The organism is Lysinibacillus sp. G01H (assembly GCF_028872195.1).
In the GTDB taxonomy this organism is placed as follows: Bacteria; Bacillota; Bacilli; order Bacillales_A; family Planococcaceae; genus Lysinibacillus; species Lysinibacillus capsici.
The window spans coordinates 1,703,437-1,718,189 of the sequence record NZ_CP118397.1 but is presented as its reverse complement, the minus strand read 5'-3'; the positions used below and the strand labels follow the sequence as shown (position 1 = coordinate 1,718,189).

15 protein-coding genes are annotated in these 14,753 nt (G+C 40.0%); 8 read left to right on the top strand and 7 right to left on the bottom strand.

Annotated elements, in window-relative coordinates:
- Complete coding sequence (locus PSR12_RS08305; protein WP_221680770.1) at positions 1–624, bottom strand: LysE family translocator; 624 nt, start codon at positions 622–624, stop codon at positions 1–3.
- Positions 625–839: 215 nt separating this feature from the next.
- Here PSR12_RS08305 and PSR12_RS08300 point away from each other — a divergent pair, with 215 nt between their 5' ends.
- From PSR12_RS08300 to PSR12_RS08275, 6 genes are all read left to right on the top strand, one after another.
- The gene (locus PSR12_RS08300; protein ID WP_274772595.1) at positions 840–1,223 is read left to right on the top strand and encodes a sodium:proton antiporter; all 384 of its coding nucleotides are present in this window, start codon (positions 840–842) and stop codon (positions 1,221–1,223) included.
- A gap of 390 nt (positions 1,224–1,613) precedes the next feature.
- Positions 1,614–2,705, top strand: coding sequence for a glutamate 5-kinase (gene proB / locus PSR12_RS08295; protein WP_274772593.1), 1,092 nt, complete (start codon positions 1,614–1,616; stop codon positions 2,703–2,705).
- Between the two features lie 13 nt (positions 2,706–2,718).
- The gene (locus tag PSR12_RS08290) at positions 2,719–3,969 is read left to right on the top strand and encodes a glutamate-5-semialdehyde dehydrogenase (RefSeq protein WP_274772591.1); all 1,251 of its coding nucleotides are present in this window, start codon (positions 2,719–2,721) and stop codon (positions 3,967–3,969) included.
- A 39-nt stretch (positions 3,970–4,008) separates the two neighbouring features.
- Entirely contained in the window at positions 4,009–4,893 is an 885-nt protein-coding gene (locus PSR12_RS08285) for a DMT family transporter (RefSeq protein WP_004229564.1), read from the top strand.
- On the top strand, positions 4,893–5,855 hold the full coding sequence (locus PSR12_RS08280; protein WP_274772589.1) for a carbohydrate kinase family protein: 963 nt from the start codon (positions 4,893–4,895) through the stop codon (positions 5,853–5,855). The genes PSR12_RS08285 and PSR12_RS08280 overlap by 1 nt, the downstream gene beginning before the upstream one ends.
- Positions 5,856–5,918: 63 nt before the next feature.
- Positions 5,919–6,308, top strand: a complete 390-nt coding sequence (locus tag PSR12_RS08275; RefSeq protein ID WP_257521816.1) for an RDD family protein — start codon at positions 5,919–5,921, stop codon at positions 6,306–6,308.
- A 138-nt stretch (positions 6,309–6,446) separates the two neighbouring features.
- Here PSR12_RS08275 and PSR12_RS08270 read toward each other — a convergent pair whose 3' ends face one another.
- Together PSR12_RS08270 and PSR12_RS08265 are read right to left on the bottom strand one after the other, a co-directional pair.
- The gene (locus PSR12_RS08270) at positions 6,447–7,127 is read right to left on the bottom strand and encodes a hypothetical protein (RefSeq protein WP_257521815.1); all 681 of its coding nucleotides are present in this window, start codon (positions 7,125–7,127) and stop codon (positions 6,447–6,449) included.
- 94 nt (positions 7,128–7,221) lie between these two features.
- Positions 7,222–7,653: a GNAT family N-acetyltransferase gene (locus tag PSR12_RS08265; protein ID WP_274772586.1), complete on the bottom strand. Its 432-nt coding sequence runs from the start codon at positions 7,651–7,653 to the stop codon at positions 7,222–7,224.
- A 126-nt stretch (positions 7,654–7,779) separates the two neighbouring features.
- Between PSR12_RS08265 and PSR12_RS08260 the strand changes: the two genes are divergently transcribed.
- Positions 7,780–8,232, top strand: coding sequence for a MarR family winged helix-turn-helix transcriptional regulator (locus PSR12_RS08260; RefSeq protein WP_274772584.1), 453 nt, complete (start codon positions 7,780–7,782; stop codon positions 8,230–8,232).
- Between the two features lie 43 nt (positions 8,233–8,275).
- Here the strand turns inward: PSR12_RS08260 and PSR12_RS08255 are convergent, their stop codons facing one another.
- Positions 8,276–9,631 carry an aspartate aminotransferase family protein gene (locus PSR12_RS08255; protein WP_274772581.1) on the bottom strand — a complete coding sequence of 452 codons (1,356 nt, stop codon included), beginning with the start codon at positions 9,629–9,631 and terminating at the stop codon, positions 8,276–8,278.
- Between the two features lie 140 nt (positions 9,632–9,771).
- On the opposite strand from PSR12_RS08255, the gene PSR12_RS08250 reads away from it, so the two are divergent.
- On the top strand, positions 9,772–11,409 hold the full coding sequence (locus PSR12_RS08250; protein WP_257521811.1) for a PucR family transcriptional regulator: 1,638 nt from the start codon (positions 9,772–9,774) through the stop codon (positions 11,407–11,409).
- On the opposite strand, the gene PSR12_RS08245 is transcribed toward PSR12_RS08250, so the two are convergent.
- Genes PSR12_RS08245 through PSR12_RS08235 form a run of 3 tightly spaced genes read right to left on the bottom strand, consistent with a single transcriptional unit; the run spans position 11,398 to position 14,752 of the window.
- On the bottom strand, positions 11,398–12,225 hold the full coding sequence (locus PSR12_RS08245; protein ID WP_004229583.1) for an ABC transporter permease: 828 nt from the start codon (positions 12,223–12,225) through the stop codon (positions 11,398–11,400). The two genes, PSR12_RS08250 and PSR12_RS08245, sit on opposite strands and share 12 nt — an antisense overlap.
- A gap of 12 nt (positions 12,226–12,237) precedes the next feature.
- Complete coding sequence (locus PSR12_RS08240; protein WP_009374228.1) at positions 12,238–13,179, bottom strand: ABC transporter permease; 942 nt, start codon at positions 13,177–13,179, stop codon at positions 12,238–12,240.
- A gap of 16 nt (positions 13,180–13,195) precedes the next feature.
- Positions 13,196–14,752 carry an ABC transporter substrate-binding protein gene (locus PSR12_RS08235; protein WP_221680759.1) on the bottom strand — a complete coding sequence of 519 codons (1,557 nt, stop codon included), beginning with the start codon at positions 14,750–14,752 and terminating at the stop codon, positions 13,196–13,198.
- Between the last annotated feature and the right edge of the window lies 1 nt (position 14,753).

The window sequence follows — 14,753 nt, the reverse complement described above, 5'->3', positions numbered from 1 at the left end:
CTACTGTTTGCTGATGGCAATCTGTATCCCGATAAATGTGAAGAGAATACCTTGAACCATATTTAGTCGTTTAGCAATCGCAGGTTTACCAATAATGACTTGTCTAACTTTCCCTGCAAATATACTAAACAATGAAAATAATACAAGTGCTTGTATTAAAAATACAATACCCAAAATAAGCATTTGAAACGCCACATGTCCTTGCGATGGATTAACAAACTGTGGTAACAGCGCTAGGAAAAATAACGATACTTTAGGATTTAAAATATTCATTAATATTCCCTTTTTATATAATTTAATATAAGCTTGCGTATTTTGCTGTTGCAACGTAAAAGGGTCTCCTTTAGCACGAAATGATTGCCAAGCTAGATATAATAAATACGCTGCTCCTGCAAATTTGACGATGGAAAAAATAATGGTCGATTGATAAATTATCGCAGAAATACCCAGTACTGCTGCACTAATATGAACAAGTAGTCCTGTACACAATCCAAGTGATGTGGCAATACCCGCTTTTTTATCTTGTGTAATACTTTGGGCAAGCACAAATAAATTATCGGGCCCTGGCATAATGGTTAAAATAATCGCAGCCCCTAAAAACGCAAATAACGTTGAAATGTCCAAAACTTTCCCTTCCTTCAACTTCTTTTAAAAAACTATTTACATTATACTACATGACGTTGTTCTCACTAGATGTAAGTTTATGACTTTATCCAAAACTTTTTTTCAATTTTGGTTTCACAATTTATGCTCGCTCAAGCGATACTTTTCTTCCCTAATCCATTATAATAGTAGAAACTCATGATAAAATAGATAACTTCCATAAGAGGTGATTGATAATGGCAGTAAGTGATATTGTCAAGCAATATGAGGATGAGCATGGACAGGTCTACTATAAAATGAAATCCCATGACATTGAGGTAAAGGCCACACAAAACGCAGGCTTAGCACCTGTCATCACGTATTGGATGGCTGACAAAGAGATTACGGATTCCATTCGAAATTTACGCTTCAGTCCACGTGCCCCATCTAGCTATATACAAGATTACGAAGAATTTCAAGCAATGCTTTATGCGAAAGAGCAACGAGCCATTAACCAGCTGTATGAACAAATGAGTATTAAACCCAAAAATATGTCTTCAGGGAAACAAGTCATTTGGAGTTTCTTTGTCATTGTGCTGGCTATGCTTCCCCTTTTCATAGCTATTTGGTGGTTTAAATAAATGAATAAGCAGCCTCTTTATCATTTTAACGCATTCCTTTCTTAATTTATCAAAACTTTCAACTAATTTATCCGTTCAGCTTGACAGACTTATAGAAGTAGTGCATCCTTTAGTCAATAGATAAGAAAACGAACGAAGACCAGTAGTTAGCCACTGCTTGAAAAGAGAGCGATGCCCATCGGCTGGAAGGCATTGTACAAGAAAGACTAATGAAACCTACTTCGTGAAACGTCCTAGCCAAACTAGGCGCAGTCTCGAGCGTTATGAGAAAAGTGGAATGTCGCATGATATTCAATGTAGGTGGTACCACGGAAGGCAAGTCTTTTCGTCCTAATTTTTAGGATGAAAAGGCTTTTTTTATCTTGATTCAGCAATGATGGAGGTAGTGAGATGGAGAGAAAAAGAATTGTTGTTAAGATTGGTAGTAGCTCTTTAACGAATGTGAAGGGTGAAATCGATAAAGTTCGCTTAATGGACCATGTGCAGGCAATCGCCGAGTTGAAGAAATTGGGTCATGAAGTGTTGCTTGTCTCGTCAGGTGCTGTAGCGGCGGGTTTTAAACAACTAGGCTACCCTGCTCGCCCTGTGACAGTGAAAGGAAAGCAGGCTGCTGCTGTAGGACAGAGCCTACTTATTCAAACGTACAGTGCCTTATTTAGTATTTACGATATCATGCCTGCACAGATATTATTGACACGAACAGATTTTTCTAAAAAAGAATGCTATAAAAATGCCTATGCGACTTTCGAGGAATTGTTAGAACGATCCATGCTACCGATTATTAATGAAAACGATACAGTGTCAATTAGTGAATTAACCTTTGGAGATAACGACATGCTTTCAGCACTCGTCAGTGGACTTGTCCACGCAGATCAGCTCATCATTTTAACAGATATCAATGGCCTTTATAATGCCAATCCCAATAAAAACCCTCAGGCAGAGCGCATTGATCGATTAGCGGCTATTACAGATGATTTGCTAAGCTTTGCGGATGGTACAGGATCAAAGGTTGGCACAGGTGGCATGGCCTCTAAGCTTCTGGCTGCCCGAACAGCGCTACGTGCAGGAGTGAAGGTATTTATCGGAACAGGTCATGGTGCACAGAAGCTCGTCGATATTTTAGCAGGGCATGGTGATGGCACTTATGTGGAGCATGACGAGCTTGCTGTATTAACAAATCATAAACAGTGGATTGCACTCACGGAAATTTCTGGTAAAATTTTTATAGATAGTGGTGCTGAACAGGCTTTAATGAATAATGGTAAAAGTCTATTACCTGCTGGCGTCTATCGTGTAGAAGGTGATTTCGTAAATGGTGATGTTGTAGAAGTCTATAGTGAAAAGGACTTACTAGGACGTGGCGAAGTGCTGTACTCTTCTCAAGAGCTTATCTCTGCCATGGGAAAACGGACTGATACATTGCTGAAAAGCCCTATTGAGGTAATTCACAGAGATAAATGGCTGAAAATTCAAACGAATTAAGGAGGAATGACAAATGACAAGTGAAATTCAAGAAAAAGGACAACGCGCAAAAGCCGCAAGCTACATGTTAAATATTAAAACGACCTGCGAGAAAAATGAGGCACTGAAAAAAATTGCAGAACAGCTATTAATCGATCAACATGACATTATGGCTGAAAATGCAAAGGATTTGGCACAGGGTGAGCAGCAAGGTATACCTGCATCTACGTTAGATCGCATCATGCTCAATGAAGAACGGATTGCGGCAATGGCCGATGCCATTCATTTACTCGTCTCCTTAAACGATCCAGTAGGTACAATTGTTGAACGTATTGAAAAAGACAATGGGCTACGCATCGAAAAACGAATTGTCCCACTTGGTGTTATTGGTATGATCTATGAAGCTCGACCAAATGTCACAATCGATGCAGCAACACTCACTCTAAAAACAGGCAATGCCGTTATTTTGCGCGGAAGCTCTTCCGCCAAGTTTTCTAATATGGCTCTTGTCGCAAGTATTCATCGAGCGCTTGCTAAAACATCCATCCCTATCGATGCTGTTCAATTAATTGAGGATACAAGCCGCGAAACAGCCAAAGAACTATTCCATTTAAAAGAGTACTTAGATGTGCTCATTCCACGCGGTGGCAAAGCCCTGATTGATTTAGTTGTCAATGAAGCGACTGTTCCTGTACTGGAAACAGGTGCAGGCAACTGCCACATTTACGTGGATGAAATGGCGGATTACATAAAAGCAGAAAAAATCTGTCTGAATGCTAAAACACAGCGTCCTTCTGTTTGTAATGCAGCAGAAAGCTTACTCATTCATCCTACTTGGTTTAAAGAACATGGCGTCCAGCTTTTAACGTCTCTTCATCATGCAGGTGTAACCATCATCGCGGATGAGCAAGTATGTCAGCAGTTTGAAGCTGCCCTTCCAGCTACGGCGGATGATTATGCGACAGAGTACCTTGATTTAAAAATAAGCGTTAAATTAGTGGAAAATGTCTATGAAGCGATTGAGCATATTCAATACTTTGGCACAAATCATTCTGAGGCCATCATTACAGAAGATCAATTAACCGCCGAGACGTTCTTAAACAATGTCGATGCAGCAGCAGTGTATCATAATGCCTCCACCCGCTTCACAGACGGCTTTGAATTTGGTTATGGTGCAGAAATTGGTATTAGTACACAAAAGCTACATGCCCGTGGACCAATGGGCTTGCCTGCATTAACATCAACAAAATATGTTATTCATGGCAACGGCCAAATTCGTGAATAGTTCTTATAGCTTAATAAAATAATAGAAGGAAGGTTTCGTATGAACATCTCAGCAATCATTAAACTAACAGTCTCCATGGCACTGTTTGGTTCCATCGGCTTTTTTACCGTTCACACTGGTGTTCCCGCTACAGAGCTTGTCTTTGTTAGATGCATTTGCGCAACCCTCTTTCTAGGTGGTATGTGGCTCATTACGGGTGGACATAAAACAGAGGTATGGGATAAGAAAGAAATTTTTCAAACGCTTATTTGCGGTGTCTTTATTGTGTTAAATTGGGTATTTTTATTTAAAGCCTTTGAGGAAATGTCCATTTCGATTGCCATTTCCATCTATAATTTAGCCCCTATATTTGTGTTAATTTTAGGCGCTATCTTTTTAAAGGAAAAGATGACCATTCAGGCACTTGTTGCAACAATCACTTGCTTTATCGGTAGTATTTTTATCATCGGTCTCAATAATTTTGTATCGTTCTCAGAATTTATGCAATCTGGCTTTATCTGGGCATTACTGTCAGCGGTATTTTATGCCCTTACGATGCTAACAAGTAAAACCATCACGAAGCTTAGCTCGTATGCGTTAACCTATATTCAAACAACAGTTGGAATCGTGATACTACTGCCTTTTATCGACTTCTCGCTGTTCGATGGATTAACGTCAACCAATTGGTTTTATATACTCGGCACAGGCTTTATTCATACAGGATTTGTGTACTATTTATTTTTTGATAGTATTCGTAGCCTGTCTACGATTCTTGTCTCCGTATTGGTTTTTGTCGACCCTGTTGTCGCCATTTTACTGGATATGCTATTGCTTGATTTTATGCCAAGCTTTACGCAAACGATGGGGATCCTTCTCATTTTCGCTGGTATTTTTTATACGATTTATGTTCCAAAGAAAAAGCGTCTACCACAGGAGGTCTCATAATGGGCAAGCTCTTCACAATTGGAGAATTATTAATTGACTTTACACCGACGCAGCAGCACGGCTCCCTAGCCAACATTGAGCATTTTACTAAACATGCAGGAGGGGCACCTGCCAATGTAGCCGCAGTCTGTGCAAAGCTAGGACAGCAGGCGGCCCTTCTCACACAAGTAGGTCAGGATGCCTTTGGTGACTTCCTAATCAAAACGTTGCAGCAAGCAGGTGTAGATACCCAGTTTATTCGTCAAACAACGGATGGCGAAACAAGTCTTGCCTTTGTTTCATTAAATGAACATGGCGATCGAGATTTTCAGTTTTATCGCCGACATGCTGCAGATCTCTTATACAAACAGGAATACCTCCCCTCGCAGCTATTAACAGCGCACGATATCGTTCACTTTTGCTCTGTTAATCTTGTAGAGAGTCCTATGAAACAAGCACATCTTGCCCTTATTGAACAGGCACATCAAGCAGGGAGCCTTATATCCTTTGATCCGAATGTGCGCCTTCCTTTATGGCAGGATAAGACGGCGTGTTGTGAAACCATTTTAGCCTTTTTACCAAAAGCCCATATTGTCAAGCTTTCAGAGGAAGAACTGCTGTTTTTAACTACTCTAGAAGATGAACAGGAAGCTGTTCAAACGTTATTCAAGGGATCTGTAAAAGTTATCATCATTACACATGGTGCTGCTGGGGCTACCCTATATACGAAAAAACATCATGTGAAGGCTCCTACTGACAAGGTAAAAACCGTTGATACAACGGGGGCTGGTGATGCTTTTATTGGCGCGATTTTAAGTCAATTTCTTCATCATCAACTAACAGTAGCTCAAATGGTAGCTCATTGTGAACAGTATGCGATCTCTCTGCTTTCTTTTGCAAACGGATATGCAGGCATTTCAACCACAAAGCATGGGGCGATTCCATCCTATCCTGTACTTTCATTAGATATGAATTTAGGATAAATCGAAACTTTTTGTCCTTATTGTTCGTATGTACTAGTGACAGGTCATTAAAGGAGGGCTTATATGCAATCGATGACAAAAAAACGCACAGCTGCATTTTTAATCGATACAGCTGTTTCAACAGCTGTCACGTTGGGGGTTGAATACTTCCTACGAAAAAAAGTAAAAAACGAGGCTGTTCATGCACTTGTTACGCCAACTGTGGTATTGTGGGCACTAGAATATGCACAACTCCGTAAAAATGGACAAACGATTGGCTACAAAGCAATGGGATTAACACTCGAAAATGAAGATGGTCGTCCATTATCAGAAGGTCAAATTATTAAACGCATGGCTTATCGAGACACTATCAGTACGTTCGATTATCTAAAAGATCGCCACGCCTTCGAGCAGCAGCAGGGTCAACGTCTTCCTCATGATAGCTTTGCAGGTACGGTTGTAAAGGAAAAATAAATGAAAGCTGCCTTATCGTTTGGGCAGCTTCCTTTAATTGGAGCATTTTGCTAAAGTGTGAATCTTCCTTATCGCCTGAACCATTACAGAAAGTAGCATGGAAATATACTTCAATATAAGCCTCTCTAGAGAAGTACGCTAATCTTTGGAAATAAATTGCTGTATATCATTCGATAAAATCGCGTTTTCTGACGGAAACCAAAAATAAGTAGTACCATCAAATTGTATGCCATATTGAAAAGCAATGGCATCGTCTGTATAAAGGAGTACATCATAACGGTTCGTATCTCCATTCGGCTCAAAGGATGGGGCTAGTTTACTGTTGGTTAAAATCGCCTTTATAGCTTCCATGTCAGACTGGTCTGTATAGCTAGCCGTTTTCCGATTGCCTTCTTCCATAGATGAGTAAAATTCTATTTTCTTCACTTCTTCTAATGGAACCTGATCAAAATTCTGTCGCAGCGGAGCTTCATCTCTTACCATATAAATTCGATAGCCATTAATAACCGACTGATCCTCTACGGCAATAGCATCTTCAAGACCCTTTATCGCATAAAGCTTTGTTCCCTTCTCATGGAAGGCTGCATCGCCATCCTTAAAGCGATAGGAGGTTCTTTTTACATGATCAGCCACTTTAAAATCAACTTCCCCTATTTCCTTTTCAATGAATGAACGATCGGCTAACGCGACTTCATAAACAGCTTCATATTGCTTACCATCCCATTTGATTAAATCAACCCATTCGATTATGACTTGACTACCGCAAGCTGTCAGTAACAAACTCATGATACAAAGGCATATCCATTTCTTCAACAACATCCCCCCTTTAAGCAGTAGACCCAAGCAACGATTAAAAAGTTACAAAGTATGACGCTAAGTCTGGCATGTTCTATAATCGTGTGAATTTCGTCTGCTACCAGTATTTCTTCATTAAAATATGGGGGATGCCACAATCCATAAATTCTTCACCTTCACGCTGATAGCCTAATTTTTCATAAAAGCCTTCTGCATAGGACTGAGCATTTAATTTTGCTTTTGTTAGCCCTTTATCTCGAGCAATCTGCTCTAGGCCCACAATAACTTCCTTACCAAGGCCATATTTGCGGTATTCTTCTAATATACAAATACGCTCCAATTTGCCATAGTCCTCTACAACTCGAAGTCTCCCTGTTCCAACAGGTTGCTCATTGTAATACACCAAAATATGAGCGCATGGAGCATCCAGTGCATCAAATTCATCATATTCTTCTTCCTCAGGGACTTGCTGCTCTTCAATAAAAACGCTTCGTCTAAAATCAAACGCTGTTTGTAATTCTGCTTCAGTTGTTATTTTTTTTATAGTCATTACTTATTCCTCCTAGGTTCTCCTGCCTTATCATCTTCTCTAGGTGCAATTTCACTTTGAAGATGATAGTATTAGTATAGAATGATTTTTATTGCAATTACAACAAAAATCTCAGGAGGATCGCACATGAAAGAAATCTTACGTGAAATAGGTGCCATTGCACGGGCATTAGACTCAATAAGCAATATTGAATTCAAGGAATTAGATTTAACAAAGGGGCAATATTTATATGTCATCCGTATTTGTGAAAATCCAGGTATTATTCAAGAGAAAGTCGCAGAGCTATTGAAGGTAGACCGTACAACAGCTTCACGAGCTATTCAAAAATTGGAGACCAAAGGCTTTATTGAAAAACGAATTGAACAAGGTAATAAGAAAAATAAATTACTTTTTCCTACAGCTAAAAGCATGGACATCTATCCATTTTTAAAACGGGAGGGCGAATATTCCAATGCCCGTGCGCTTGAAGGGTTTTCCAATGAGGAGATGAACAGCATTCACAGACTTCTAACACGTGTGTTGCATAACATCGAGATTGACTGGGAAGAGGTGAAGAAAGGGCATAAACGACAGTATTAAAGGCGATTCCTCGTGTTTTTTGCACATTTGGAATCGCCTCAGGCTAGACATTGGCTGCAAATACTCGTTTTAATACAGCAACCATAAACTCAAAGTCCTCATCTGTACAGCACAGCGGTGGACTTAACGTAATGATATTATTGAAGCCTTCAACTGTATCACCATTTCTTCCAATAATTAAGCCATTTGCTTGACAATCAGCTATGATTTTCGCGATTAGCTCAGGCTTGGCAGGTGTTTGAGATTGTTTATCTTCGACCAGCTCAATGCCGATGAGTAACCCAAGCCCACGAATATCGCCAACGAAAGGCAGCTCTAATAGGTCTTGCAAATCATGTAGGAATTGAATACCCAAATCTCTTGCTCGCTGCACAAGTCCTTCCTCTTCCATGATTTTTATATTTTCTAAGGCCACTGCACAAGCTGCTGGATTGCCACCAAACGTATTGATATGGCGAAAATGACTATAGCCGTCCGTCTCTTTAAATTTTTCATAAATGTCTTTCCGTATAGCTGTAATGGATAGTGGTAGGTAGGCACTCGTTAATCCTTTCGCCATGGTAATGACATCTGGTCGAATATCAAAATGCTGATGACCAAATAGCTTACCTGTCCGTCCGAAGCCACATATGACTTCATCCATGATGAGTAATACCCCATGCTTTCTACAAATGCGCTCGACTTCTTTGACATATGTAGGATGGGGAATAAGCACTCCACCACCCGTGATGAGTGGCTCCATAATGACAGCCGCAATGGTTTCTTTTTGCTCCCAAATAATTTTTTCTTCCATTTCTCGGGCAAGTGCTAGGCTGTATGCCTCAATTGACTGCCCTTTTGGACGACGATAGTGATCAGGTGGAGCAACATGTAAGAAGCCTGGTGTCAGCGGCTCGTACTTAAATTTACGTAAAGCCTGACCTGTAGCTGCTAATGCCCCAAGTGAACTGCCATGATAGCCCCGATAACGAGCAATGATTTTGTAGCGGTTCCCTTCCCCATTTTGTTGATGGTATTGACGTATTAACTTAAACGCTACTTCATTCGCATCTGAGCCACTATTGGAATAAAACATCATATAGTCATCATCAAGTAAGCTGTTAATTTTTTCAGCGAGCCTGATGGCAGGTTCATGGCTTTGTGTTAAAGGAGCATAGCAAAGCTTTTTTAGCTGCTCATACGCAACTCTGGCAAGACGCTCACGCCCATACCCTACATTCACTGCCCATAAGCCTGACATACCATCTAAAAAGCGATTGCCTAAACTATCAGTAATCCATGCCCCTTCTCCCTGTTCAATAATGGGAGGTGCTTTGTCATTATAGATAGACATGTGATGCCAAATGTGTTCATGATCTTTTTGCTGTAAAGTATGTGTAATCTGATCGTTTCGCTCCATATCATGACCTCCAATCGTGTATCATCGGTGTCTTTTTGTCTATCACCATTTTCCCTATTAAGCTAGATAATATTGAAATTTTCTGATTTCTCTAACATAATGAAATAGACATTGTACATTCGAAGGGCAGGTGCTAATTGATGTCGAAACATCCTCTACTCGTACGTGATGTCCTCAAGCGCAAGCATTTTGAATCGGCGAAGCTTATTGCAGGGCAGCATGGTCTTGATCGCCAAGTATTGTGGACACATATATTAGAAATTAAAGATTTTGAAACATTAATCAATGGTGGTGAATTAATATTAACCACGGGTGTCGGTTTACAGCTAGAACGAGAAACACAAATCGCCTACTTACAAAACCTTATTCGTAATGAGGCAGCTGGTCTTTGTATAGAAATTGGCGATTATTTTGACCATGTTCCCGTAGAATTGATTGCCATGGCAAATGCCCATCATTTCCCTATCATCATCTTTGAAGAAATTGTACGATTTATCGATATTACGCAAGATTTGCACACGTACATAATTAATCAACACCAGCAGGCACTTACACAGCTAGATACACTATCCAAAACCTTTATGGAATTATCATTAATGCCAAATGGTATTTTGAAAATATTACAAGTGCTCCATCAAGATACAAATGCTCCCTTTCTATTTGTTTCAGAAGATACAAAAAGCTTTTATTATCCTATGGAGGCTAAAAAATACTTACGTGTCATGGAGGAGCATTGTCAGCAGTTAGAACTACAAGAGCCCTTGCACCTTCTATCCTTGGGAAAAGACCATTTTGTCATTATTCCTGTTAATGGGCTTGGACAAGTGTGGGGCTATTTATGTATGCATTCTGAACTGCCAAAGCAGAGTGATTACACCTTGTTAAATCTTGAACGAGCAACTATGTCGATTGCCCATATTTTAATGCGTAACCGCATGCTTCAGGAGCGACAACAAAGCCGTGAAGATGAATTCATACTAGCCTTAATTCAAGGTCAGCCAGTAGATATTCAATACTATCAAAGCTATTTACCAATCGAAAGTCGTAATTTATTTTACCGAGTCGTTGTGTTCAATCTCCATGATGAAGCCAATACTGTGCCTGAAGAAGAATGGCAGGAAATCCAGCTACAAAATGCCATGTATGTTCGTTCGATCCTGAAAAAGCTTGGATTTTTCCCTACTGTTTCAGTAAGACAGCACGAGATAATTATTTTAGCCTTTTTCATTGCTGCAGATTATATGAAAGACAATCGCGACGCTTTTGATCAAGCGATTTCACAAATTATTGCAAGAAAAGCAGCACAATTTTTTGAGCAACTTACCCTTAGCTGTGGTATTAGCAATGTCTATCAATCGATCGAAAGTGTTCATCTGGGCTATAAGGAAGCCAAATCAGCCATCCAAATGCAGCATCATCAATTGACGAGCTCCATCTATTATAAAGATTTAGGTGTTTATCGATTGTTATTACAGCAAGATCAAACAGCCCTCCTACAATTTGTAAAAGATTATTTACAGGAAATTTTAGTATTAGATCAAAAAAGTAGCCATGATTTATTTCAAACATTGGCTGTCTATCTGACCTGTAATGGGGCTAAAAATGATACAGCAGAACAGCTGTTTATTGTCCGTCAAACACTTTATAAACGAATAGAACGATTAGAAAGTATACTAGGTGCTGATTTTTTACAAGCCCCTCACCGTCTCAATATTGAGATGGCTGTTAAGGCATATGAACTGTTGCAAAAGACAGCACCTGATCTATTACGATTTTGAACGCGGATCCATAAAATCTCGTAAAGCATTACTGAGCATATATAAGCCTAGAACAAGAATCGTAATGGCTCCCCCAGGGGCATACGTATACCAAGGGGCACCGATTAAATAGGCTTGTGAATCTTTTAACATTCTACCCCAGCTAGGGTTTGGTGGCTGTACGCCAAGCCCTAAATAGCTCAGTGCTGCCTCGGCTAACATTGCTGTCGCAAAAGTCACGGTTGCTGCAACAATAATTTGAGACGAAATGTTTGGCAAAATATGACGGAACATGATGCTATAAGGCTTAACACCAATTAATTTCGCTGCCAGCACATATTCCGAGTCACGTTGTTGCACAAAGCCACTGCGGGCAATCCTCGCAATAGCTGGTATCGCGATAATCCCAAGCGCTATCGCTGTATTCGTTATTCCTGGGCCGAATACCGCTACAAGCATTAATGCTAAGATGATTCCTGGAAAGGCCATTAAAGCGTCCATCGTGCGCATAAATATTTCATCGACCCAGCCACCAACATAGCCTGCAATTCCGCCTATGAGAATACCAAATATCGTTCCAATCGCAACCGTTAATAGACCCACGGCAAAGGCTGTTTGTGTCCCCTTCATAATGCGACTAAAAATATCTCGCCCAAATTCATCTGTTCCAAACATATAGGCACCACCTGGACCACGCAATTTTTCAGGTATATTCATCGCGTTGACATCATGGGGTGTATAAAAAAAGCTAACAATCATGACGAGCAGAAAGCCAACAATGACGAGGAGACCAATGACTAAATTGATTTTTTTAGTATAGCGCTGTAATTGTTTCATAGTAGTCACCTCTTAACGTAATCGAATTCTCGGGTCCAACACAGAATATAAAACATCGACGATAAAATTAATCATGACAACAGCTACTGTAATATACATAACGATCCCTTGTACGAGTGGAAAATCACGATTACTGATAGCCGTAATCAATAACTGACCGATCCCTGGCAATGAAAACACCTGCTCCACAATAATCGTCCCTGCTACAACTTCTGCCATAATCAACCCAAAAACCGTCAATATCGGAATCATGGAATTTTTCAATACATGCTTATACATTACATTTTGTTCAGACATCCCTTTACTGCGAATCGTGCGGACATAATCGAGCTGGACCTGCTCCAAAATGGCTGTACGAACATAACGAAAATTCACCGCAATTTGTGGAATCGCAATGGTTAAAGCTGGAAGTATTAGCGTACTGAGCGCCCCTGCTACACTTTGTGTCCAAGGTATATAGCCACTAATTTTAAAGAAGCTGAACTGTAAGCCAATGTAAAGAATAAGCATCATCCCTAGCCAAAATGAAGGCACAGCCATACCGATTTGGGTTACAGTCGATAATGACACATCACTTAATTTATTTTGTCTTCTTGCTGCAAACATCCCTAAAGGTAAAGAGATGATTAAGACAATGATAAGGGTGAGTCCTGCTAATGACATGGTGACAGGAAGTCGATCAAATAATAGTTCTTTTACTGGCATGGAAAATCGAATGGAATTCCCTAATTGCCCTGTCAATAAGCCCTTCATCCAATCCACATATTGTTCATAAAGAGGACGATCCAAGCCAAGCTCAGATCGTAAATTTTCAATTTGAGTGGGATCCGCCTCTGTCCCTAGCATTGTGCGGACTGGATCACCAGGTAAAATTTGAAAAACACCAAATGTAATAATGGATACTAGAAGGATGGTTGTTATTAACAGGATGATTCGACGTAGGATATACATCATAAGCACTCATCCCTTTCTAGTTTGAAAACTTGACCTCTGACATATCGTGGAACCAGAATGGATAGCTCTTGAGCCCCGTCACCTGTTTGTCAGATCCCCAAACAATTTGATAATCCGCAATGTATACTGCTGTCGCCTGCTCAGCTAATATTTCCTGTGCACGATGATAGTACTCTATTTGCTTGGCTTGGTCGGTTTCCTTTAAAACATCAGCCATAATTTTGTCGTATTCTTCATTTTTAAATAAGAAGAAGTTTTCACTATCATTTGTAGAAATGTAATCATTCAACACTTCAAAAGCAGATGCACGACCCGTTAAATCAATCGTTGTCATTGCATAGTCACGACCAAAGTAAACGCGATCTAGCCAAATTCCCCATTCCACTACTTCAATTTCTACATCAATTCCGATCTCTTGTAGATTAGCTACGACAATTTGTGCAATATTTGAGTAAATATCATTGTGTGAAGAGACGGTAATTTTAGTTTTAAAGCCATCAGGATAGCCCGCTTCCGCTAATAGCGCCTTCGCTTTTTCCACATCTCGCTCATACATGCTTTCTAAACCCTTCTTTTGGAAATCACCCATCGCTGGACTCATATTAGAGCCAAGTGGCACAGCATAGCCTGCAAACACGGAGTCAATAATATCGGCTTTACTAATGGCGTAATTGATTGCTTGACGAACCTTCACATTATCAAATGGTGCCTTTGTTTCGTTAAATGTAACAATAAGAGAAGAGTTATTATTTTGGTGTGATAAACTATAGCTTCCCTCTACCTCGCTCACACGGTGCCAAGGAACACTCGTTAAATCTACTTCGTTTGCCATCAAGCTCATAATGGCTGCCTGATCATCTGATTGGAAGGCAAAGGTTACTTTATTCAAATAAGGCAATCCTTCTTGCCAGTACTGTTCATTTTTCTTAAGTTCTAAATTTGTACCTGGTGCATATTTCACAAAGGCAAATGGACCTGTACCAATTGGATTTTCATTATGCTTCCCATCATTGCTCTTTGGAATAATAGCTGATTGTCTCCCTGTTAAGGAATACAAGAAATTTGAATTTGGCTCTTTTAGCTTGATCACAAATGTACTTGCATCAGGCGCCTCTGTAGATGCTACGTTATCAAAGCTATTGGACATTTTTTCCCCACCATTTTTCCCCATTAAACGGTCAAAGGAATATTGAATATCCTCCATCGTTAAATCATCACCATTATGAAACTTCACACCTTGGCGAATTTTAAACGTATAGGTTAAGCCATCCTCAGAGATTTCATAGCTTTCAGCAAGTCCCTCTTTTAAGGAGCCATCTGTTTCAGGAGCCATTAGCCCTTCAAAGATATTTAGAATCATTTGATACGAAATGGATGCTGTCGCCTTATGTGGATCTAAAAAATCTGGATCATCATTCACACGTACAACAATTTCCTGTGGAACATCTGTTGCCGTTTGACCATCTGTAGTACCTGAAGTAGTCGTAGTTTTCTCTCCATCACTTGAACACGCTGCCATAACGATTGCCACTAACAGTGTTAGTAGTATCAATCCGCTTTTTTTCCATTGCATG

Bases quoted from the DNA above. Each gene is read 5' to 3' on its own strand.
- PSR12_RS08260 (WP_274772584.1), top strand. From the start codon at position 7,780: ATGAAAGAAATCTTACGTGAAATAGGTGCCATTGCACGGGCATTAGAC.
- PSR12_RS08245 (WP_004229583.1), bottom strand. From the start codon at position 12,225: ATGAAACAATTACAGCGCTATACTAAAAAAATCAATTTAGTCATTGGT.
- PSR12_RS08275 (WP_257521816.1), top strand. From the start codon at position 5,919: ATGCAATCGATGACAAAAAAACGCACAGCTGCATTTTTAATCGATACA.
- proB (WP_274772593.1), top strand. From the start codon at position 1,614: ATGGAGAGAAAAAGAATTGTTGTTAAGATTGGTAGTAGCTCTTTAACG.
- PSR12_RS08235 (WP_221680759.1), bottom strand. From the start codon at position 14,752: ATGCAATGGAAAAAAAGCGGATTGATACTACTAACACTGTTAGTGGCA.
- PSR12_RS08255 (WP_274772581.1), bottom strand. From the start codon at position 9,631: ATGGAGCGAAACGATCAGATTACACATACTTTACAGCAAAAAGATCAT.
- PSR12_RS08270 (WP_257521815.1), bottom strand. From the start codon at position 7,127: ATGTTGTTGAAGAAATGGATATGCCTTTGTATCATGAGTTTGTTACTG.
- PSR12_RS08290 (WP_274772591.1), top strand. From the start codon at position 2,719: ATGACAAGTGAAATTCAAGAAAAAGGACAACGCGCAAAAGCCGCAAGC.
- PSR12_RS08280 (WP_274772589.1), top strand. From the start codon at position 4,893: ATGGGCAAGCTCTTCACAATTGGAGAATTATTAATTGACTTTACACCG.
- PSR12_RS08285 (WP_004229564.1), top strand. From the start codon at position 4,009: ATGAACATCTCAGCAATCATTAAACTAACAGTCTCCATGGCACTGTTT.
- PSR12_RS08265 (WP_274772586.1), bottom strand. From the start codon at position 7,653: ATGACTATAAAAAAAATAACAACTGAAGCAGAATTACAAACAGCGTTT.
- PSR12_RS08250 (WP_257521811.1), top strand. From the start codon at position 9,772: ATGTCGAAACATCCTCTACTCGTACGTGATGTCCTCAAGCGCAAGCAT.
- PSR12_RS08240 (WP_009374228.1), bottom strand. From the start codon at position 13,179: ATGATGTATATCCTACGTCGAATCATCCTGTTAATAACAACCATCCTT.
- PSR12_RS08300 (WP_274772595.1), top strand. From the start codon at position 840: ATGGCAGTAAGTGATATTGTCAAGCAATATGAGGATGAGCATGGACAG.